Source organism: Halomonas sp. BDJS001 (assembly GCF_026104355.1).
GTDB lineage: Bacteria > Pseudomonadota > Gammaproteobacteria > Pseudomonadales > Halomonadaceae > Vreelandella.
The window spans coordinates 1,984,875-2,004,511 of the sequence record NZ_CP110535.1 but is presented as its reverse complement, the minus strand read 5'-3'; the positions used below and the strand labels follow the sequence as shown (position 1 = coordinate 2,004,511).

Here is a 19,637-nt window from a genome sequence, read left to right as displayed (position 1 = left end):
TTTTCATTTAGCTGTTAAGCGATATGGAATAGGTGAATCATAGACACCATGCAAGGGAAAGCATGCCTATCTATGTAGCACCCACCATTTCAGCTTAACGCACCTGATGTGCTTCGCCAGATCGATTTCAGGCTACGATCCTTAAACATACAGGGCGCTTAAATGAAGGAGGAGGGGACATGGTCGTTATTGGTTAATCTCAATAGGGAGGCACTCGTCATCGCGGAGGGTTAGCACTTCGACACCAGAGGATGTGACTGCCACTGTATGCTCCCACTGGGCAGACAATTTCTTGTCACTGGTCACCACCGTCCAGCCATCCCGCTTGGTTTTTATTTTCGCCTTGCCCTGATTAATCATCGGCTCAATGGTAAATACCATCCCTTCTTTTAACACTAAGCCTCTGCCTCTCTTCCCGTAATGCAGCACCTGAGGCTCTTCATGCATTTCCCGACCAATTCCATGGCCGCAATACTCACGTACAACAGAGTAGCCGTACTTTTCGGCATATTGCTGAATTGCGTAGCCTACATCACCCAACGTGGCACCGGGCTTAACCGCTTGTATTCCTAGCCACATGGCCTCGTAGGTTTTATCGACCAGGCGCTTGGCATAGGGAGTCACATCGCCAATCAGATACATCTTGCTGGAGTCAGCAATAAAGCCGTTTTTCTCCAGGGTAATGTCGACATTGACGATATCGCCTGGTTTGAGTATTTGCTTGTCGGATGGAATGCCATGGCACACCACGTGGTTGACTGAGGCATTCAATACGTACTGGTAATCGTATTGCCCCTTACTGGCCGGGCGAGCCTGCAATTGATCGACGATATAACGCTCGGCCCAATCGTTAATAGCCATGGTGGATACGCCGGGCGCTATCCGTTGGTCGAGATGACTGAACGCCAATCCGAGTAGCCGTCCGGCTTCCCGCATCAAACGCAACTCCTCCTCGCTTTTTAGCGTCAGCTCACTCACCGACCACCTTCCTTACTTCAACGTCGGCTTGCTTCATTTGCTCACGCATGATGTCAGAGAAGGTCATTCCCGGATTGGCCTCAGCCAGCATGCCCACCTTTATCCAGTACTCTGCCTGGGCATTGATTGAGCGCACCATGACAGTGCTTGCCTTGCGAATATCCTCATGCAACTGGTCATTGATCTTAACGATACCCATCACACCACCTAATATATGAAACGAATATGAAGCATATACGAATCATATATCGCGTAACGATTGGCGACAAGGCTACCTGATTACGTTGTTACGGGGACACGTTGGCCATAGGTTCCAACGCCAATACTTCTTTGCGCAGCACAAGCTTCGGCTTCTCTAACGAATCACGCCACTGAACACACTCCTGCTGTTGCTGCGGGTCGTTATCGGGGCTTGCGCCAAAGGCATCCAGCCAGGCCTGACGGGAACACAGGTCTTGATACTCGCCGAGCAGGCGCTGGCGGTGCTTCAATTGAGATAGAAACGGCTCAGGGGTCTCTGGATTCAGATCAGCCAGGTAACGAATCCGCTTCACGCCCTTCCGCAGTTCATGGAACTCGGTGTCATGGGTATCCAGCGAGAGTGCCGCCAGGTCTTCATCGTGGCGTGCGATACGCTCATTCAGTACCGTACGGATACGCTTTGGCGTGAGTTTCGAAAGCGCCTTCCCAACGTCATCGGAAGCGATAAAGTGCTGCCATGCCTGCATCTCCTCAGCATACGCCGGTGCATTTAACTGCTGACATAGCGCCTGGTGGCGCTCCCGCTGGCAAGCCTGGAGCCACTGCATCAATCCCTGGCGACTACCAGGAGTGAGCGGCGGGGGCGTCTTGGCTATATCCTCCAGAAACACATCAATATCACGCAGGTCACTGGTAGCCTGGGCACGTTGCTTGAGCCGCTTAAGCATCTTTTTCAGGCCAGGCACTCGGGTAATGGCGCGCACGGATTCACCCACTGCCCGGCTACGACGCAGATTAACCCGGTACTGGTGCAGGAACTCAGGATCAATGCCTGCGATGACACCGGCTTCCAAGGCACGGATCATCTGATACTGGTGCTCCAGCATGTCACGAATACGGCTGGCGGTGTCGTTATTGCGTTTGGGTGGTTGGGGGGCAAGGCGCTGAAAAAGAGGATAGCTGGCCGTTTCCGGGGTCAGGAACCCTGCCAGTTTGGCTCCGTTATGCCCCGCGCTTTTCCAAGAAGAGCCGGACAGCGTGAAATACAGCACGCTCCCGGTGGGCAGTGAATGCGGCGCAGCCTTGTCGAGCCAACGAGCCAGATCATGCAGCGCAGGGTTATGCCCAATCACCAGCACCCTTTCGGCTTCGTTTGGCAACGAGTCGAGCCAGGCCTGCAGCCCGGCACCATCGAACGTATAAAGGTCTTCATCGAAGTGAACCTGGTTGACCAGGGTATGATCAGGCAGTTGGCCTGCGATCTCATCGAAGGTTTCCCGCGTGCGAGCCGCTGTACTGACGTAAATCCCCCCTTCTAACGCTTGCCAGTGCTGAAGCACATGCGCCATCGCCGCTGCCTGACGTTTGCCACGCTTTCGCAACGGCCGTTGGTGGTCGGTCATGTCGCCACTGGGCTGTTTAGCTTTGGCGTGCCGCATTAGGTATAGGTGCCGCATGGGTTCGCTCCCAAGCACAGTATGATACGCAAAGTTTAGTACACGCCCATCTTCTAGGAAGAGTGCTGACGAGGCTTCACCACAAACCAACTGGCCAACACCAGGCTACCGAATAGCGTGTACACCACCACAAACACCCACTCCGGCAAAGTGAAATAGAGCAGGCTATGCAGCCAGTACTGAATAAATGAGCCCGAATAGGTGACGGCGCCTGCCTCTGCCCTCAGCGCCATTTCCCAGGTGGTTAACGGGCAAACCACCCCGAGCCAAGCCTGAACCACCACATAGCCAATGGCGCAAAGATGTACGATGCGGAAGGTTTTATTGCGAACCCACCGCCAGTTGAAGAAATAGCCTGCGTAAATTGTGACCAGGCCTAACACCACGAAGGCCACAAACAGCACGTGTAGAATGAGAATGATGTCGGCGATGAGGAGAAATAACGTGGAAGGCATAGCAGAGCGTACCTAGCGAGGCTTGGTTATGCTTCGACAGCAAGCGTTGGTGGCGTGTTCAGGAAACTCAACATTTAGCAGGCGTAACCGTACGATAACTGGCCGTGGCCTTTTCCAGCCCTTGCTGTAGTGCCCGAATGCGGGATTCATGGGCGGGGTGCGTAGAGAGGAATTCAGGGGGCTGAGCGCCACCGGCTGCAGCCATATTTCGCCACAGAGCCACACTCTGCTGCGGGTCAAACCCCGCACGCGCCATAATCTCTAGGCCCATCAAATCCGCTTCCTCTTCATGGGTGCGGCTGAAAGGCAGGCTAATACCCAACTGGGCGCCGATCCCCAAGGCCTGCATTAACTGCTGGTTGCCAAATTCCTCCTCCCCTAATAAACCCACCACCAAGAGCACGGCTCTAATGCCAAGCTGTTGGGTAAGCCGCTCATTGCCATGATCCGCCAACACATGACCAACCTCATGGCCAATCACCGCCGCTAGCTGGGCTGGCGTCTCAGCCACTCGCAGTAGCCCGCTGTGCACCCCGATGCGTCCACCCGGCAGAGCAAACGCATTGGGGGAAGCATCCTCAAATACCACCACTTCCCAGCGTTCAGGGAAAGCGAGACCTGGGTAGCTCGCCTCAGCGCCAGCCACCACTTTTTCTGCCACGCACTGCACCAATTGATTAGCCTGCGTATCGCGATTGATCGGCTGGCTATTGCGTAGCTGATTAAAAGCGTCTTCCCCCATGTCAGCCATTAACGCGTTCGGTACTAACGCCAATTGGGAGCGCCCAGTGGGCGTTTCCCCGCAGCCAGCCAAAGAGGCCATCAGCCCCAAGAGAAAAACAGGTAATAGAAATCGCCGATGCATCGGATGGTGTCGCCTAGATTAAGAAACGTGCATGAGGAGAGTGTAAGGTGCTTCGCAGGCGTGCCGCTCGTCGCGTTTATCAACGCTACCCATTCCAAGGAGCCGGTCGTTATCGTAGTTCACAAACAGGCGGACATAATCCAGCTCGGCATGAAGCTCTAGCGAATCTACCCCTCCTTGGCGGAGCGGTAGATATCGTCGAGAACCTCCTCGTTAAAGTAGCGGGGAGACACGTCCAGATTTCTTCGCTGCAAAGTACTATTCGTTAAGGCTGTAAATCACTCAGGCGTTTGCGCTTCGTCGCGCATCACTTCGAGCGAGGTGATTTCAACGGTGAGCGCTTCACGGGTCTCTTCTAAATCACTTATCTGTTCTCTCGCTGCGGCAAGTTGAGTATTGGCCTCTTCAATCTCGGCGTTGAGCGCTTCAAGGTCTGCTTCAGCCTCGCTGCGGGCGTCTTCGGCGTCTTGACGAGACTGTTGAGCAGCAGCGCGGGCAGCTTCGGCCTCTTGTTTCTCTTTTTCTACCTCCGCGTAGGCCTCATTCAACTCCTCAAGGGTGCTCTCTTTTTCGTCTATTTGTTCGTTGAGGGTGCCCACTTCTTCTTCATGGGTTTCACGCTCGCCTCTTAAAGCGGTCAAATCTTCTTGAGCATTGGCAATGTCGGCTCTTGTCGATGCAAGCACGGCTTCCGCTTCGGCTTGTTCCACTTCCAGGTTGCTCATCCGCTGCTGCAATGTCGCTAAGTCTAGCTCTGCGGCTTCCACCTCGGTCATCTGCGCCTGAATCTGCTGATGCTCTCGCTCAGTTTCGGCCAATCGTGCTTCGAGTGCTTCCATACTGTCTTCCCGCGACCCTGCAATGTTGTGCGCCAGAACGGCCCAGACCACCGCAATCATTGCGATGACCAAGAGCATCCTTACCCGGTTATCACTCAATAATGCTGCCATCGATGGTTTATTAGTCCCTGTCATTGATGCAATCCTCTCGCTTTATGGCTATCGCTAATATAGTAGCTAACGTATATACATCAGCGCGTTGATATCAGGCCCATTACTAATATGGAGGAAAGTTGCTGATTGAGCTATGAGTCGAGGTTAAGGCTACCCCGCACCGCCGCCTGTATTGCACATGAGAGCTGAGGTGTGGAGAGGTTTGGGGAGGTTTGGGCCTTTGCCTCAAGCAACCGCTGCCATGGTAAGGAGTGGGAATCAAAAGCTAACATTCAAATTTAGCTGCCAATAACCAACGTCGTGCCACTGATCGAACTTAAACCCCACCTTTTCAAAATGGGCCACTTTTTTCATGCCCATTTTCTCATGCAGTGCAACGCTGGCAGGATTGGGAAGCGTGATGCCGCCTATCACCGCATGAATGCCGACCTCTTTGAGCTTGGTAAAGAGTGTTTTGTACAGTTTTGCCCCCAAGCCCCTGCCTAGCACCTGATTGGAAAGATAGACGCTGGCTTCGACTGAAAATCGATAGGCGCTTCTCTCCTTCCATTTTGTCGCGTAGGCGTAGCCGACCACGGCACCATCTTCCACTGCCACCAACCAAGGCAAACCTGCCCCCTGAACGGCTTCAATCCGGCCTTGAATGTCTGCGCCCCTGACTGGCTTTTCTTCAAATGAAATAGCGGTATTTTCGATGTAGTGGTTATAAATGTGCGCGATGGCTTCCGAATCACCCTTTACGGCATCTCTGATCATGGTTTATTCCATTTATATTCTGACGGTTTACGTTCATCGAAAACGATTTTGAATAGCTTTCGCATAGCCTATGGGCAAATTATCTGGCAATTCATTGACTGGAAACGTTTCAATCTTGCTGTGCTCGTGACTCACTACAGGGTTAAACCTCCCTATTAAGCAGCAACTATAAGTGACGATAAACACATGTTTGTTCGGAATCACCTCAAATAGGTAGGTATCGATAAGACCGTTTGCCTCAACATCTATAGCAAGCTCTTCTTTAAACTCTCTGATCAGGCACTCGGTAGAGCTCTCTCCAATCTCAATGCGTCCACCGGGCAGCTCCCACTCATCGCGGTCATTGAGCGCCAGCACCACCTCATCAGATGGCAAGACCAAAACACCTTTTATTGATACAGGAAACATAGTGTTCTCTCCCGCTCATCCTGGTTATGCCAAGCCACGATAAGAGCCGCCCTCTAACCACCGCACCGCGTTGCCAGAAACTCGCCATTGCCGACAGGTACAGTGCACGTGGTGAAATCGGGATCTGCCGATACCAGCGCCATAAAATCAGCCATTTCATCTGCATGGGAAGTGGAGTTATCAACCACAAGCAGCCCGCCCTGGCGTAAAACTCGCTGGATAGTCGGCCACCAATGCACATAATCAGAGCGCTTTGAGTCTAAAAAGAGCAGATCGAAACAGGCATCTTCCAGGCTTTCAAGCATGCTGCCCGCCTCCCCTCGATGCTGAGTGATGACCTTTGAGAGGCCTGAGCGCGCAAAATTTCTCGCGGCCATCTCAAGCTTGAATTCGGAAAGCTCAACGGTGGTAACTTGCCCACCAACCCTCTGAACTGCCTGGGCCAGCCACAAGGTGGAGTACCCATTCGAGGTGCCAATTTCCAGCACTCGCTGGGCATTGGTTGCTTGAACAAGCACCGATAAAAACTCACCCGTATCACGAGTAATATTGAGCATTCGTCTTGGGCGTTCAGAAATGGCAGCATCGTTTTGTTGGCCAAATTGCTCAAGTTCCATTAGCAGTTCTTGAAGGGTTTCACTCACAGTTGTCTCCCGATACGAACAGCATTTCCATCATCAAATTTAGCGGCCTTTGCTTACGCAGGCCGCTTGGCAAGCAGCGCCCAGACACCCGCTGAAGAGAGTAACGTTCCGCCAACCAAGTTGAAGCGACGCTGGGCACGACGCGATGCCAGCATCTTGCGCACCGACGTTGCGAATACGGCATAGAGAGTGGCATTGAGCGTTGCCAACGCCACGAACGTGACTGCAAGTATCCATAGTTGTTGCCCAGCATCGGCGTTCGGGCTGACGAATTGCGGTAAGAAGGCAACGAAAAAGATAATGCCCTTTGGGTTCAGCGCAGTAACGAGATAGGTATTGGTGAAGAGCTTCCAGCGAGAACCTGATACCGCCGGTGTTACTGGCTGCACCGACGATATACCGGCGCGTAACAGCTTGATGCCCATATACAGCAGGTATAAACCGCCGATCCATTTAATAACCGTGAACCAAAAAGCCGAGGCAGTTAAAACAGCCCCCAAACCAAGTAGCGAAAAGAGCAGCGCCGTTGAGTCACCCAATGCCACCGCAGCGACAAGCGGAATATTGGCGCGCCTGCCTTGTGCAATGGAGTAGCTAACCACAGTCAAAATCGTTGGCCCAGGAATAGCGAGCAACGCCACCGACGCCAGGGCAAAGGCGAACCAGATTTCAATAGACATGGAAAGCTACCTCACAGGTTGTTAATGCTAAGTTAGCATAAGCTCAATAATGATTGGAGTGCTCTGCTAGAAGCTAAGTGAAGCTATCTATCACGCTTGCTTTTAATCATCACCACATACTTAGCTGAACGGCTAGCCATCGCCCCGGAGCCAAGGTACCGATAAAAGCACCAACCAGTCCCAGGTAGGCGCCAGTCATCCAACTGCGATGCTGCTCCACCCTCCCCTTGAGGATAGCCACCACTGCAACGGCAAGAGCTACTAGCACCCACAACGAAAGCAGATGAATCGGCCCAAAGTGACCTATCAGCGGCAGCTCTACCGCGAACTTGACCGAATGCGCGGCGATGGCTTACTGACGTGCGAGACGCTGCCGCAAACCGAGCGCCCCGACCGCAAGGTTTACCAACTGACCGAAGCGGGGCGTCAGGCGCTGGACATCTGGCTCGCCGAACCCTTGTTCGCCAGCCATTGTTTGCCAAGTTTTTCGCCTGGGAACGCTGGCCCGAGCAGGCCCGCCGCGAAGAGCTCACCGCCTTTCGTGAGCAGCTTAAGGAGCGCTTGACGACCTACGCCGCAATAGAACGAGAGTGGTTTAGCGACCCACAGGCGTTGACGCCCGCCCAACGGGCACCCTGGCATACATTGCGGCTTGGCCAACGTCTTACCGAAACGTGGGTGGAATGGGTCGAGGAAGTGATGGAGGAAGATTAGCTATTGGTGAAACCAGCCTCTTGTTGAAGCTGGGGCTTTCGTGGCAACTGTTATCAGCCAACAGAGGCTACCAGCACTTTACGGGCTAGCTTTCAAAAGCTCAGAAAACGAGGGAGGTAGGAACTCATCAATATAGTTATCATTGAATTCGACTAACCGCGCCAACGCTTCGGGGTCGGGCAGCTTCACGTGCTGGCGGTTTCGGATCACCAACCCCTCATCACGCAGCATCGAGAAAGTCCGGCTTACGTGTACCGGACTCATCCCCAACGCATCACTAATCAGTTCCTGCGTGAGCGGCATGAAGAAGCTATTGTCCTCAACGGCATCGATCCGCTTGAGGCGCAGATAGATCTCGTAAAGAAAGTGCGCCAACTGCTCGTGGGCTGAATACTTGCCGAGGTAGATCAGTCGCTCGGAGAGTTGCGCCTGCTGACGGGTGGCGGTGGCCACGATGCCGACAGCTAAGCTCGAACGTCCAAAGAGTTTAAAAAGCTGCTGATAGGAGAATGAGCAGATCACACCTTTATTAATCATTGCCGCGCTCGCCAAGCGACGGGTGAAGCCAAAATCGCGCATGCCGATGATATCGCCCGGAAGGTAAAACTTGAGAATCTGCTTTGAACCATTTTTCAAGTTACGATAAGAGTATGCCCAGCCCTCCTTGACCACGCAGAACAGATCAGCATCCTCGCTCTCCTGCCAGAGCACCTCGCTAGCTGACATGTATCTAGGGCTGAGCTCAAGACCCAGCAATAACGCTTTATCTTCTGTAGACAAAACGCCTTGAGTACTAAGGCCCCGCATCACTACTGAATCGATGAGAGACACTCTGTTACCCTCAGCAAATGATTTATTAACCTTATTCTAAAACATTTGCCTACTTTACTAACCTAACGTAGGTTATGAATTATGCTTATTATCAATTGGTTGCGTGATTCCCACCGGGATGATTAGACTCCAGAATGTCCCACAGCAACCTCGTTTCGGCAACAGATCAAACGACGCCATCAGGTCAGCCCCCGCGACTGGCGCAAGACCTTCAGCGGCAATGTCTGACTATCCTGCCAAACTTCTCGTGTCAAAACGTCAGAATTGACGCTGCGTACCCCTTCTCAAAGCAAAGGAGTTGCCAATGAAGCACCATGAAAAACTTGGCCAAATTGGGCGCCAAAGCTTTTCCCTACTGGCTCGGCTCGGCCGCTACGAACTGGCGATGCTGTTATGCGTCGCGGTACTTTCCGGTGGGATTTGGGGGTTCGTCGCGCTGGCCGAAGAAGTTATCGAGGGAGACACCCATAGCATCGATGAGAGCCTGCTGCTCGCCCTTCGCAACCCCGCAGACCTTAGCGACCCTATCGGGCCGGGCTGGGTTGAGGAAATGGGCCGGGACTTCACCGCACTGGGCGGTGTCGGCGTGCTGGTACTCATCACACTGGGCGCCCTGGGCTACCTGTTACTTGCCAGACACTATCGCGCGGCTCTTTTTGCCTCAATCGCGGTGCCCGGCGGTATACTACTCAGCACAGTGATGAAGCTGGGCTTTGATCGCCCTCGCCCGGATCTGGTGCCTCATGAAGCCATGGTCTACACCGCGAGCTTTCCCAGCGGCCACTCAATGATGTCTGCCGTGACCTACCTCACCCTGGCCGCGCTGCTCATCCGCGTACAGCCCGCGCTGAGGCTGAAGGCTTACCTGCTGATTCTGGCGATATTGTTGACCCTGCTGGTGGGCATAAGCCGCGTCTATCTCGGCGTCCATTGGCCGACCGATGTACTTGCCGGCTGGACGGCCGGAGCGAGCTGGGCAGCGCTGTGCTGGATCGTGATGCAATGGCTGCAGCGGCGTGGGCAGATTGAACCGGAAGAGAGCAGCTCGGGCAGGATAAACACCAGCCGTTAGAGCGATCAAATCGCCCTAGCTATCTGCATGTCCATATTCGTCTTCTGCCATTTCCAAAGTCTCTTTTACTTCAATCCCACGAGATCTGACGAGGAAGATAAATCGCCCAACCACGCTCTCGTACATCAAGGGCTCGACCTCAAGCGTACAAGCAGGCATGGTGAGCACTATTATCCACCATCAGCGAACCAACAGGAGGTAACGCCAATGCCAAACTCTCTTACTCAAAACCTTTTCAGAATGGGTCTACTATCGCTCTTGGCGTTGTCCCCCAATGCCTTTAGCCAACAACAACCAGGGGCAGCCTCCGGTAATGATGTTACTACCGAGTCGTTCCAGGATTGGGAAGTGCGTTGCCAGCGTAGTGCCGAGGGCCCGAGCCCTTGTGCGATGTCGCAACTGATCACTCAACCCGACAGCGACCAGCCCTTAATGCAGGTAATTCTCGACTACCCGCCCCAGATCGATGACCCAGTGATGAGCTTCTTCGTGCCCCTGGGAGTACGCCTGGCCCCGGGCTTGCAATTGAGCGTGGATAACAGCGAACCAATCCCCTTCCCCTATCAGGTCTGCCAAGAGCAAGGGTGCCGTGCTGATGTGCCCATTGAGTCGTCAATGTTGCAGCAACTCCGCAGTGGCAATACAGCAACCCTCAGCATGATTAGCCCACGCGGTGAACGCATGGACATAGACATTTCGCTGCTCGGCTTTACTGACGCCAGTAACCGCATCGCTCGTTAACCTTCGGGGCCTTGCCCAGACAAAGCCGACTTAAAAGGGACAAGTTTACTCAGCCGTTGCCAGCAGCCGCTCACACAGCGTTGGCCAGCACTCCCCCTTGCCGGGCGCACAACCAAAACGCCCCCGGAGTTCCGGGGGCGTTGGTGTTGCTAGGTTCTCAATTTACCGAGAGTGTCAGTAGCTCTCATTGAGGATCGCTTCCGGGAAGTAGCGACGCAACATCCGGTTCTGGAAGTCGTCCACGAAGCGACTATTGATGATGATGATGAACCGCTCGAAGGGTGCCTCGCTGTCGAGCTGTTCGATCCCGTCGACACTGTGGAATAGCCGGTCATCGCTCAGATGAAGGATATCACCCGGATTCAGGGTGATATCGACCAATGAGTTCGTGCCAGCTTTGTCTGCGTAGAGGTGGTTTTCGGCACCCGCCACGTTTTCCCGATTGATGACCAGAATGCTTAGGGCCTTGCAGCCATCGGCATGAATTCCCTGTCCCTGAAGGGGGTCGATGCAGCCTTCCCCGCGAACCCCGGTGATCTGCATCAGGATGGGTTCGTGCGCACCGATACTCCACAGCCTTGCCCAGGCGCGAACGAAGGCTTTCACATCGGGGCGTGCCATGAATTCCCGAGTCAGCGGATCATAGTACCGCAGGCGATCCGCCATGCTTTCCGCGTCGTTGAAGGCACCCCCCTGGGCCATGGGGCACTGGCCTATATCCTCGACATCACCCTGATCATTCAGGGCGAGCCATGACATCCGCTTCCATCGCTGGTTAACGTAGGGATCGCGCGGCAGGTCAGCGGTAAACCCCTGCCAGGCGGTCAGATCGATTCGCTCCCGAATATTGGTTTTCGCCCAATCCTGATGCCTCAGCGCCTCTATCACTCCCGGATTCCAATAATCGGCGAGTGAATCGACAGGCATGGAGGTGAGGTCGAAACCGTGCTTGAGAGTATCGAGTTTCATGTTGGTATTCTCCTGTTAACTGGGCTGAATTGCCCGGTGTTGCCGGTGTAAACACTGAGGTCAACAGGTAGAAAATGAAAAGATTTGCAACGATATGTCAAAGAAATGTACTAAGAAGAGTGATTTTTTTGAAAACAGGATCAGACCGTTGATGACGTATTTGTAGGTTATCTCCTACAAATAGGTGTAGGATAATCACAACAAAGTGCCCCTCTCGTTGCCATTATGATGGCTCTTGACAGTGTTTTTTCTTTAAGTGGATCCCATGACTGCCAGCGATCCCCGCCTTCACAGAGATCCGGAACGCCTGAAGGAGAACCGCAGGAATTTTTCCGGTGCACTCGTGTTGAAGATGTCAAAGACATCTTCAACTGATGGCATCGATTCGCATGATGCCGGTAGGGAAGAAGTCGAGTTAGTACGCCGCCAGTATCTGGAGAGTGAGCAGCAATTCCGCGCCCTGCTGGAGAGCCTGCCGAAAGTGGCGGTTCAGGGTTATGATCGCGATCGGCGGGTGATTTACTGGAATGAGGGCAGCACTCGTCTCTATGGCTATACCGCTGAGGAAGCCCTGGGACAGTTACTGGAAGATCTGATCATTCCTGCCTTCATGCGTGACGGGGTGATCCAGGCGCATGATGCCTGGATCAAAGAAGGGGTCGATATACCCGCCGATGAACTCCAGCTCAAGCACAAAAGCGGTGAACTGGTATCGGTCTTTTCGCAGCATCTGATGCTCAATGAGCATACCGACTCACCCCTGATGTTCTGCGTGGATGTCGACCTTTCCGACCAAAAGCGCGCCCACCGTGACCTGGAATTCGCCACCCATTTCGACAGGCTCACCCATCTCCCTAACCGCCAGACCTTCGAAGTCGATCTGGACAGTCTGTTGGATTCCTGTCGACGCCAGGGCAATGGCCTGGCAACCATCTACCTGGACATCGATCACTTCGTCGAGATCAATGATGCCCTTGGCTATGATCAGGGCGATCGCCTGCTTATTGAGCTGACGCGGCGACTGAGAGAGTGCCAGCGGGTCACTGACCTGGTGTCCCGTGTCTCTAGCGATGAATTCGTGCTGGCCTTTCCCGGCGTCCACTTGTCCTCTGATGTCAGACGGGTCGTTCGTCATATCCAGAATGCCTTTCGGGAACCTTTCGTCCTGGATGGTCGGGAGCGTCAGGTCACGGCCTGCCTGGGTGTGGCACTCTTTCCCGAGAATGGTGAATCGTCACGCGAATTGATCCGTAATGCCGATGTTGCCAAGAATCGTGCAAAGCTGGAGGGCCGGGGTGCTGTACGTTTCTTCCAACAGAAGCTCCATGACGAGCTGGTTCGCCAACACTATCTCTCGGCGCGACTCGAGGAAGCCCTGGATAACGGTGAATTCTCCCTCCACTACCAGCCCCAGGTCTCGGCGGCCAGTGGGCGAATAGAGAATCTCGAGGCCTTGATACGCTGGGAGCCTACCGAGGGCCCGCCAATCTGGCCTGCCGAGTTTATCCCGCTGGCCGAGCGTTCCGGTTTGATCCATCGTCTGGGCGACTGGGTCATCGAAGAGGCTTGCCGCCAGCAGGTGGAATGGCGTGCCAAGGGATTTCATGAGCACCGCATCGACATCAATGTCTCGGGTCGTCAACTGGTGCGTCCCGATGCCCTCAAGAGCTTCGAGGACTCGCTGCAGCGTCACGGCTTAGGCCCGCGGGATATCGGCATCGAATTGACCGAGAATGTCCTGATTGAAGCCGACGAGACCGTCCTCGAGGATCTGCGGCGCCTCTATCATCGCGGTATTCACATTGCTATCGACGATTTCGGAACCGGTTATTCCTCCCTGAGCTATCTCAAGCACTTTCCAGTCACCGCCCTGAAGATAGATCGCTCCTTCATCCACGACGCTCCCACACAGCCGAAGGATCGGGCCATCATGGAGGGTGCCATCTTCATCGGTCATCGGTTGGGATTGGAGGTGGTGGCCGAGGGCGTCGAGAACGCCGAACAGTTGTCATTGCTTCGCGAAATGCATTGCGACCTCATCCAGGGGTTCTTCTTCTACCGTCCGATGCCTGCCAAGGAAATCGACCGCTTGCTGGGCGGTTTCGTGCCTGGTCACGAAGGGCTGTCGAGCTGAGCCTCGTCGTGATTTGGCGTCCAATGCCCGGGGTTGCCATGACCTGGAGAACTTGTGAACGATCCTGATGCTCATTGATCGCTGGGGCTGACACTGTTGGCCCTAGCTGGATTGCCGTTATCGGCCAAGAGCGGTCTTTGAGGTAGTGCTGATATAACGCCCCGCTAAACGGCGAGCGTTAACGAGTCCGGTGCCACGCTTTTTGTGGCCGTAACGAATTTGAGCGGCTTGTTATGTTTAATCATCGATTTCAACAAGCTTACCCTCAGCATTTCTCTCGAATGCAGAACCATATGGAGCATTAAGAAATTCGACTATGTCAGGACTGTAATTAGCAATTGTGTTTACATCATATATTTCGTGATTGCTTGTATCATCCATGTACTTCTGCGACTCCTGACCCCACATAAAACACCAGCCACTATCCATATCGTTTCGCGGCTCATCACGATACATGTAGCCCACTTTTTTTCCATGGACGGTAATCATATCCGTTGCTATACATCCTCCGTACCCTTTGGCAACATCCCTGATTTCATCAGCTCTCAACTTGAAATTTTTGGACATGACTCAGAATTCTCCAAAAAAAATAACGCCGCCAACACGCGCAGCTTTGTAGTGGAGGCGAAGCCGCAGCGAAAAAGCTGTCGCTGTGCTTGACCTTGTTAACCCTGGGCTGAGAATGCCTCATGGTACGAAACATCCCCCTTTGGGAACTGGTCGGAAAACGATAGCGCCTGAAAATACTCTGCAGGCACACCGGGAAAGACCAACCCATCTACAACCTTGAATCCGAAACGTCCATAATAACCAGGGTCACCGAGCACTACACAGCCAGACGCACCCATTGCTTCAAGTGCGGCAAGAGAACTCTGCACTAGCTTAGATCCAATACCGAGCCCTTGATATTCAGGAAGAACAGATATTGGCCCGAGCCCAAACCAGCCGGTCGCACCATCTGAAAGAGTGACCGGAGAAATCGCAACATGGCCAATAATTTCTCCATCAGCTTTAGCCACCTGAGAAATCGCCTGCGCTCCCGCACGGCGAAGGGCATCTACAATGAAATGCTCGGTATGATCAGTATGAGGCGCGCTTAAAAACGCCTGCTCTGTAACCTGATGTATTCTCGCATCATCACCGGTTTTTTCATTACTTACTTCAATATTCAAACTGGACCCCTTAAACGGGTTAACGCCGCAATTTGCGGTGAGCGTAGCGAATCCGCAACATTGCTTTGTTAGCATTTAGTAGGGCGGATAGAAAGACCATGGAAATCTCACCCCTGCTTGTGTGTTCCATCGGCAATGCTCGATTATAACTTCTCTCTTGCCGCTATACTCAGCGCTAAGTTGATGCAAAATTATCAATAACACCAAATTTAGTAGAGTGCCGCCTATTGTCTGAAAACTGGTCGTTCCATGCAAAGATTCGTTTCTCCAACGGTAGATAACATCAAATGGATCTTCCGACGAATCTAAATTTGATATGTGTTCTCTAAATTCTGATATAGAGTTTTTTAACTGCTGATCTGCCACTGTATTGAAAACCAGCCAAAGAAGATCTCTTAGACTAGAACATTTTTTGTCGCTCCAGCGACTACTATTTGGATCATATGTTCTCGTGCCACCATTCCTGGAAGGAACTGAGAAAGCGGATATAACCTGACCATCGAGATCTAAATAATTTGAACATGTTTTTTTCGCTATACCTTCGAGCAAGGGAAAGCATAAATAAGCCATCGCGGTAGATGATTCTTGTATAAAGTACCTAGCGTTATGAGATATTTGATTCTCAATTTCGACTTGCTGACGCCATTCTTCTTCTGTAGCGGTAGGCTTTCTACAGTGCGTTAATGCAGACCGTATGACAGTTTCGAAGAGCTTTCGCAGATCTCTCTCTTCATTTTCGAAATATCCAATTTCTCTTGAAAGGACGACCTCTGCCGACCACGACCAGAGACCATAATGATCTTGGTCGACTACGGTATTAAGCCCAGGGAGGAGGAGTACTTTAGTTAGCCCCTCAACCGAGGTTATAAGTTGAAAATAACATAACTCATGAAATTGAACGCCATTTCTCAACAGACGGTATTGCTCTGTATTATGGCCTATAGCAAAACCGCCGCCATCATTCTGAGCGGCTTCGCACCACTGATTACATAGTTGCTTGATTTTACTTGCCGTAACCACGTGCTCTCCTTGAATGCTAACGCCCCGCGCAGCGGGCAAATTGTAGCGACGGAGGAGCGGAAATTTGATCCGCCTGCCGCGGCTTGTTATGACTCAATGCTGTTTACAAGAGCTAGAGCATCCGGCCAGCTGGTATTGTCTTCTATGTGCCTTCTTATCAATGCGCGATTGGATGCAACAACTGTTGGCCAACGCCTTTTCCAAGCCTTGTAAGCATGCCAAGAATATCCAATGTAATATTCTTTTCGCATCGTAGTCATTGACCGAAGAGTTGCCTCCAAAAACTGGTCTTCAATTGAAGTGCCCTTAATCTCCATTATTGATGCAAGGTACACCAACCAACCTGCAAGGTGCTCGTATTGCTCCCAAGCGTTATGCTCTAAGGTTAGCTCTCTCTTTGATTCAATAACTTCACCCAGCATTTCGACAACTCTTGCATCATTGAGGCTCAATCCTTCAGCTGATAGCGAAGAAATGATTCTATAGAATGAGTCATCTAGCTTTAAAAAGGCTTCTTTAAAGTGAAAGCCGTCATGTACAACTTTCCTTATGCTCCTCAGTGAGCGCTCTGCGATTCCTGCCACCTTCGGTATCTTATTATTTAACTTTCGAAAAAACCTCTCTGCATTAATTTCATCAATAACCCGAATACCGTAGCAGTGTGAATAATAATCCTTGACGTGTTGATCTACAGAAGACCTAGAAACCAAAAAAATATTTGACCCGATTACATGGCTCTTAGAGAAACCTTTGTAATCACTAATTATTGCCTTCAAGTTAGTATCACCAAGTGAGTAGCCCAAAATTACTACCGTATTTTCATGTAGTACCGTACTCAACTTTCTTGAAAAATAAGAATCGCTGTTTATAAACCTGAAATAGTCTTCAGATGTAACCACCATGTTTTCAGGGGAGTCGACTGAACCATGCACATGGTAAACCTTTACATTAGCAGAGGACCTAGGTATAGGCCTTCCAGGTGTAATTGATTGACAGCTATTCGCACCTGTCAGCTTTTCAGCCAGCTTGTCATAATTAGTAGTGATGACCCTAAAGGACCTATTTGAGAAGAACTCTACGATTTCTTCAATTTCATCATCAAGGTCTACTTCCCCTATTAATTCGGCTATCTCTTCATGGATATTTCTACCAATAGCAGAAAGCTTGATTGAGATGACCTGAGCAGCCTCTTCTAAACTAAGTTGCGCTGGTTTGTCTTCAGGAAATAGGGATTCCTTGATTTCTTCTGGATTCGGCAATAGGTCACATAGCTCTTCCAGTAGCCCCTGCCAACTTGGAGCTTCATTATCAGAAACAGCTTTAGAAAATCCAGTACCAGTAAACAGGCACAATCTATTTGTTGCTGCTGCATATGCGATTTCGAAGTACTCGCTCAACATGTCCTCCTTTAGTCATAACAGTGTATTAGACGGCGCGCTCTATGATTGAATGAACGTGCTTGCACTTTTCCCCGGTAAATGCAGCCTGCTAGGTTCTTCTAAGCTTATGATTTTTAAATACATTTATTTTAATTAGGCTATATATCCAAAATTCGCGCGCCTACTGCATTTCCTGGCATGTCCGCTCAGGGTCGAAAGCAGCCATCTAATAATGCCTCATGACAACATTGGACATCACATGCCGTCACGCATCGACACTTCACCCACCAAATTCACTTAGCATCAAACTTATCAGACATTGTTTACCACCGTCACTAGCCATTAGTCCCCTTTGCTCGGCTTTTGTCACCTTCGCCACCCTAAACCAAATGCGGTAAGCTTGGCGGCAACGCCGCTGTTGAGTACATGCTTGATAATGTCTACCCACTGGATACTCGGCCCAGGTGCCATTGGCCGCCTGCTGGCTCATTCGCTTTCACCCATAGCGGCCACTACGCTACTCGGTCGCCGTGCGCTGCCTGCTCGGCAGATACTGACAACGCCAGAGGGCAAACAGCGCGTACTACCGTTAAACTCCTTGACTGTGGCTCAACTGGCATCAAACACGCCTGAACCGCCCGCCTTTGTACATATCACTACCAAAGCCATGGTGGCTGAGTCGGCGCTTGCTGGCATTATTGACTGTATTTCCCCTTCTACCCCGCTAGTGCTGTGGCAGAACGGTTTTTTAGCGCAGCCGCGTATTACTCAGGCGTGGCCGGGGCCGGTGTTGTGCGCGACAACAACTGAAGGTGCTTATCTAACCGGTGATGATGGCGTGGTGCATGCGGGGCGTGGGCATACCTTTGTGGGTGATTTGCATAACCAGCACGGTGCGCTGGCGGAGGAACTGGCGCAAACATTAACCCAGGCAGGGCTTGCCGCCACAAAGGTGGATGATATTCGCCAACGCTTGTGGCAGAAGCTGGCGGTGAACGCGGCGATTAATCCACTGGTGGCGTTGAATGGTGTGCGTAACGGTGAATTGCGCGGTGAAGCTTATGCGGGCCGTGTGGTGGCAGTGGTAAAGGAAGTCGCGGCGATTATGTTAGCCGAGGGCATTGCGCCGCCCAATGATGGCAATGGTGAAGATGCGTGGTTGGCGCTGGTGTGGCAGGTGGTGGAGAACACCGCGAACAATAAGGCTTCGATGTTGCAGGATGTGGAGGCTAAACGCCCCACCGAGCGCGGGGCGATCTTGGGGCCGTTGATTGAGAGTGCCCAGCGCCATGGGTTGGCGTGCGAGGTATTGCAGGCGCTGGATGATAAGTTGGCGGAGGTTGAGGCGAGCTTTTAGGCATTACCTGGGGCAGCTTCGCTGCCCTCCCGCGGGTGCCTCGTTTCTCGCTGCGCTCGCTACTCGTTACCACACGCTACAAGTGCGCTTACCTCATTTAGATTCAAGCATCACGTTACAGGAATCACCACCACTTTTTGGTAGGCGGGGCGTTCAGCGATTTGTTGGTACCAGCGCTCTAGATGGGGGCGCGGCTGCCAGGTTAAGCCGATATGCCATAAGTTGTAGATAAAGGGTGCAACGGCAATATCACCCAGGCCAAATTCATTGCCCGAGAAGAACGCTTGCTTGGCCAGCACCTTATCCATCAACTCAAACAGCTCTTCACACGCCTGCATACCCGCTTCAAGGGCAACATTATCGCGTTTTTCAGGTGGGGTTCTGACATAGCCCATCAGGATCGTGCGGTGCCTGGGTGACAGGGTGCTGTTCGACCAATCCATCCACTTTTCTGCCTGCGCCCGTTCGGCGGGGGCTTCGATCCATAGCTTGCTTTGCCCGTACTGCGCGGCAAGGTAGCGAATAATCGTATTGGATTCCCACAGCACGCTGTTGGTGGCGTCGTCTTTGAGTAGCGGCACTAGCCCGGTGGGGTTCATGGCCAGGTATTCCGGAGTGTTGTTTACCCCGTGCTCAAGCCCGGCCTGGATCTGCTCGAACGGCAATTCCAGCTCTTCTAGCACCCAGAGCACTTTCTTGACGTTGGTGGAGTTGTTGCGGCCCCAAAGCGTGATCATGGTAGTCCTTGTATATGAGCAAAGAGAAGAAGTTGAGTTTGCCTCGCTTGGGTTGGGGTGGCAAGTTGGGGCGGGCTTGGTGGCGACTCAGGGGCGGCTTCGCCGCCCTTTCGC

Annotated in this window: 24 protein-coding genes; 6 read left to right on the top strand and 18 right to left on the bottom strand. The window is 52.4% G+C overall.

The features are described 5' to 3' along the window. Positions 1-186: 186 nt before the first annotated feature. From map to OM794_RS09055, 11 genes are all read right to left on the bottom strand, one after another. Positions 187-978 (bottom strand): type I methionyl aminopeptidase, encoded by a 792-nt coding sequence (map, locus tag OM794_RS09105; protein WP_226249542.1) that lies wholly within the window; start codon positions 976-978, stop codon positions 187-189. Further along, positions 971-1,177 (bottom strand): ParD-like family protein, encoded by a 207-nt coding sequence (locus OM794_RS09100; RefSeq protein WP_022523750.1) that lies wholly within the window; start codon positions 1,175-1,177, stop codon positions 971-973. The genes map and OM794_RS09100 overlap by 8 nt, the downstream gene beginning before the upstream one ends. A gap of 88 nt (positions 1,178-1,265) precedes the next feature. Then, positions 1,266-2,636: a CHAD domain-containing protein gene (locus OM794_RS09095; RefSeq protein WP_226249543.1), complete on the bottom strand. Its 1,371-nt coding sequence runs from the start codon at positions 2,634-2,636 to the stop codon at positions 1,266-1,268. 53 nt (positions 2,637-2,689) lie between these two features. Then, entirely contained in the window at positions 2,690-3,091 is a 402-nt protein-coding gene (locus OM794_RS09090) for a DUF2784 domain-containing protein (RefSeq protein WP_226249544.1), read from the bottom strand. Positions 3,092-3,158: 67 nt separating this feature from the next. Further along, the gene (locus tag OM794_RS09085; RefSeq protein ID WP_226249545.1) at positions 3,159-3,956 is read right to left on the bottom strand and encodes a M48 family metallopeptidase; all 798 of its coding nucleotides are present in this window, start codon (positions 3,954-3,956) and stop codon (positions 3,159-3,161) included. Between the two features lie 278 nt (positions 3,957-4,234). Next, positions 4,235-4,930: a hypothetical protein gene (locus OM794_RS09080; RefSeq protein ID WP_226249546.1), complete on the bottom strand. Its 696-nt coding sequence runs from the start codon at positions 4,928-4,930 to the stop codon at positions 4,235-4,237. Between the two features lie 237 nt (positions 4,931-5,167). Continuing rightward, a complete protein-coding gene (locus OM794_RS09075) occupies positions 5,168-5,665 on the bottom strand; it encodes an arsinothricin resistance N-acetyltransferase ArsN1 family B (RefSeq protein WP_226249547.1) in 498 nt (165 codons plus the stop codon). A gap of 33 nt (positions 5,666-5,698) precedes the next feature. Next, the gene (locus tag OM794_RS09070; RefSeq protein WP_226249548.1) at positions 5,699-6,073 is read right to left on the bottom strand and encodes an NUDIX hydrolase; all 375 of its coding nucleotides are present in this window, start codon (positions 6,071-6,073) and stop codon (positions 5,699-5,701) included. Positions 6,074-6,126: 53 nt separating this feature from the next. Continuing rightward, entirely contained in the window at positions 6,127-6,717 is a 591-nt protein-coding gene (locus tag OM794_RS09065) for an O-methyltransferase (RefSeq protein WP_226249549.1), read from the bottom strand. 53 nt (positions 6,718-6,770) lie between these two features. Beyond that, the gene (locus OM794_RS09060) at positions 6,771-7,397 is read right to left on the bottom strand and encodes a LysE family translocator (protein ID WP_226249550.1); all 627 of its coding nucleotides are present in this window, start codon (positions 7,395-7,397) and stop codon (positions 6,771-6,773) included. A gap of 109 nt (positions 7,398-7,506) precedes the next feature. Next, positions 7,507-7,665, bottom strand: coding sequence for a hypothetical protein (locus OM794_RS09055; protein ID WP_413229661.1), 159 nt, complete (start codon positions 7,663-7,665; stop codon positions 7,507-7,509). 15 nt (positions 7,666-7,680) lie between these two features. Here OM794_RS09055 and OM794_RS23350 point away from each other — a divergent pair, with 15 nt between their 5' ends. Both OM794_RS23350 and OM794_RS09050 read left to right on the top strand, forming a co-directional pair. Beyond that, positions 7,681-7,962: a PadR family transcriptional regulator gene (locus tag OM794_RS23350; protein WP_226249551.1), complete on the top strand. Its 282-nt coding sequence runs from the start codon at positions 7,681-7,683 to the stop codon at positions 7,960-7,962. Further along, on the top strand, positions 7,869-8,111 hold the full coding sequence (locus OM794_RS09050) for a hypothetical protein (RefSeq protein WP_226249552.1): 243 nt from the start codon (positions 7,869-7,871) through the stop codon (positions 8,109-8,111). The genes OM794_RS23350 and OM794_RS09050 overlap by 94 nt, the downstream gene beginning before the upstream one ends. 78 nt (positions 8,112-8,189) lie before the next feature. On the opposite strand, the gene OM794_RS09045 is transcribed toward OM794_RS09050, so the two are convergent. Beyond that, on the bottom strand, positions 8,190-8,942 hold the full coding sequence (locus OM794_RS09045) for a Crp/Fnr family transcriptional regulator (protein ID WP_226249553.1): 753 nt from the start codon (positions 8,940-8,942) through the stop codon (positions 8,190-8,192). A gap of 304 nt (positions 8,943-9,246) precedes the next feature. Between OM794_RS09045 and OM794_RS09040 the strand changes: the two genes are divergently transcribed. Together OM794_RS09040 and OM794_RS09035 are read left to right on the top strand one after the other, a co-directional pair. Continuing rightward, positions 9,247-10,014: a phosphatase PAP2 family protein gene (locus OM794_RS09040; protein ID WP_226249554.1), complete on the top strand. Its 768-nt coding sequence runs from the start codon at positions 9,247-9,249 to the stop codon at positions 10,012-10,014. A 207-nt stretch (positions 10,015-10,221) separates the two neighbouring features. Beyond that, on the top strand, positions 10,222-10,755 hold the full coding sequence (locus OM794_RS09035; RefSeq protein ID WP_226249555.1) for an invasion associated locus B family protein: 534 nt from the start codon (positions 10,222-10,224) through the stop codon (positions 10,753-10,755). 174 nt (positions 10,756-10,929) lie between these two features. On the opposite strand, the gene OM794_RS09030 is transcribed toward OM794_RS09035, so the two are convergent. Beyond that, entirely contained in the window at positions 10,930-11,724 is a 795-nt protein-coding gene (locus OM794_RS09030; protein ID WP_226249556.1) for a 2OG-Fe dioxygenase family protein, read from the bottom strand. Between the two features lie 352 nt (positions 11,725-12,076). Between OM794_RS09030 and OM794_RS09025 the strand changes: the two genes are divergently transcribed. Continuing rightward, positions 12,077-13,858, top strand: coding sequence for a putative bifunctional diguanylate cyclase/phosphodiesterase (locus OM794_RS09025; RefSeq protein ID WP_226249616.1), 1,782 nt, complete (start codon positions 12,077-12,079; stop codon positions 13,856-13,858). Positions 13,859-14,095: 237 nt separating this feature from the next. Here the strand turns inward: OM794_RS09025 and OM794_RS09020 are convergent, their stop codons facing one another. From OM794_RS09020 to OM794_RS09005, 4 genes are all read right to left on the bottom strand, one after another. After that, on the bottom strand, positions 14,096-14,425 hold the full coding sequence (locus OM794_RS09020) for a DUF2185 domain-containing protein (protein WP_226249557.1): 330 nt from the start codon (positions 14,423-14,425) through the stop codon (positions 14,096-14,098). A 98-nt stretch (positions 14,426-14,523) separates the two neighbouring features. Beyond that, positions 14,524-15,030 carry a GNAT family N-acetyltransferase gene (locus OM794_RS09015; protein ID WP_226249558.1) on the bottom strand — a complete coding sequence of 169 codons (507 nt, stop codon included), beginning with the start codon at positions 15,028-15,030 and terminating at the stop codon, positions 14,524-14,526. Positions 15,031-15,105: 75 nt separating this feature from the next. Further along, complete coding sequence (locus tag OM794_RS09010; protein ID WP_226249559.1) at positions 15,106-16,050, bottom strand: hypothetical protein; 945 nt, start codon at positions 16,048-16,050, stop codon at positions 15,106-15,108. 86 nt (positions 16,051-16,136) lie between these two features. Next, positions 16,137-17,450 (bottom strand): SIR2 family protein, encoded by a 1,314-nt coding sequence (locus tag OM794_RS09005; RefSeq protein ID WP_226249560.1) that lies wholly within the window; start codon positions 17,448-17,450, stop codon positions 16,137-16,139. Between the two features lie 415 nt (positions 17,451-17,865). Here OM794_RS09005 and OM794_RS09000 point away from each other — a divergent pair, with 415 nt between their 5' ends. Then, complete coding sequence (locus OM794_RS09000; protein ID WP_226249561.1) at positions 17,866-18,786, top strand: ketopantoate reductase family protein; 921 nt, start codon at positions 17,866-17,868, stop codon at positions 18,784-18,786. A 110-nt stretch (positions 18,787-18,896) separates the two neighbouring features. Here OM794_RS09000 and OM794_RS08995 read toward each other — a convergent pair whose 3' ends face one another. Then, positions 18,897-19,523 (bottom strand): glutathione S-transferase family protein, encoded by a 627-nt coding sequence (locus OM794_RS08995; protein WP_226249562.1) that lies wholly within the window; start codon positions 19,521-19,523, stop codon positions 18,897-18,899. Between the last annotated feature and the right edge of the window lie 114 nt (positions 19,524-19,637).

Excerpts from the sequence above, each read along its gene's own strand:
- OM794_RS09095 (WP_226249543.1), bottom strand. The coding sequence starts at position 2,636 with ATGCGGCACCTATACCTAATGCGGCACGCCAAAGCTAAACAGCCCAGT.
- OM794_RS09025 (WP_226249616.1), top strand. The coding sequence starts at position 12,077 with ATGTCAAAGACATCTTCAACTGATGGCATCGATTCGCATGATGCCGGT.
- OM794_RS09085 (WP_226249545.1), bottom strand. The coding sequence starts at position 3,956 with ATGCATCGGCGATTTCTATTACCTGTTTTTCTCTTGGGGCTGATGGCC.
- OM794_RS23350 (WP_226249551.1), top strand. The coding sequence starts at position 7,681 with ATGAATCGGCCCAAAGTGACCTATCAGCGGCAGCTCTACCGCGAACTT.
- OM794_RS09030 (WP_226249556.1), bottom strand. The coding sequence starts at position 11,724 with ATGAAACTCGATACTCTCAAGCACGGTTTCGACCTCACCTCCATGCCT.
- OM794_RS09070 (WP_226249548.1), bottom strand. The coding sequence starts at position 6,073 with ATGTTTCCTGTATCAATAAAAGGTGTTTTGGTCTTGCCATCTGATGAG.
- OM794_RS09005 (WP_226249560.1), bottom strand. The coding sequence starts at position 17,450 with ATGTTGAGCGAGTACTTCGAAATCGCATATGCAGCAGCAACAAATAGA.
- OM794_RS09075 (WP_226249547.1), bottom strand. The coding sequence starts at position 5,665 with ATGATCAGAGATGCCGTAAAGGGTGATTCGGAAGCCATCGCGCACATT.
- OM794_RS09040 (WP_226249554.1), top strand. The coding sequence starts at position 9,247 with ATGAAGCACCATGAAAAACTTGGCCAAATTGGGCGCCAAAGCTTTTCC.
- OM794_RS09060 (WP_226249550.1), bottom strand. The coding sequence starts at position 7,397 with ATGTCTATTGAAATCTGGTTCGCCTTTGCCCTGGCGTCGGTGGCGTTG.
- OM794_RS09080 (WP_226249546.1), bottom strand. The coding sequence starts at position 4,930 with ATGACAGGGACTAATAAACCATCGATGGCAGCATTATTGAGTGATAAC.
- OM794_RS09100 (WP_022523750.1), bottom strand. The coding sequence starts at position 1,177 with ATGGGTATCGTTAAGATCAATGACCAGTTGCATGAGGATATTCGCAAG.
- OM794_RS09000 (WP_226249561.1), top strand. The coding sequence starts at position 17,866 with ATGTCTACCCACTGGATACTCGGCCCAGGTGCCATTGGCCGCCTGCTG.
- OM794_RS09035 (WP_226249555.1), top strand. The coding sequence starts at position 10,222 with ATGCCAAACTCTCTTACTCAAAACCTTTTCAGAATGGGTCTACTATCG.
- OM794_RS09020 (WP_226249557.1), bottom strand. The coding sequence starts at position 14,425 with ATGTCCAAAAATTTCAAGTTGAGAGCTGATGAAATCAGGGATGTTGCC.
- OM794_RS08995 (WP_226249562.1), bottom strand. The coding sequence starts at position 19,523 with ATGATCACGCTTTGGGGCCGCAACAACTCCACCAACGTCAAGAAAGTG.
- OM794_RS09090 (WP_226249544.1), bottom strand. The coding sequence starts at position 3,091 with ATGCCTTCCACGTTATTTCTCCTCATCGCCGACATCATTCTCATTCTA.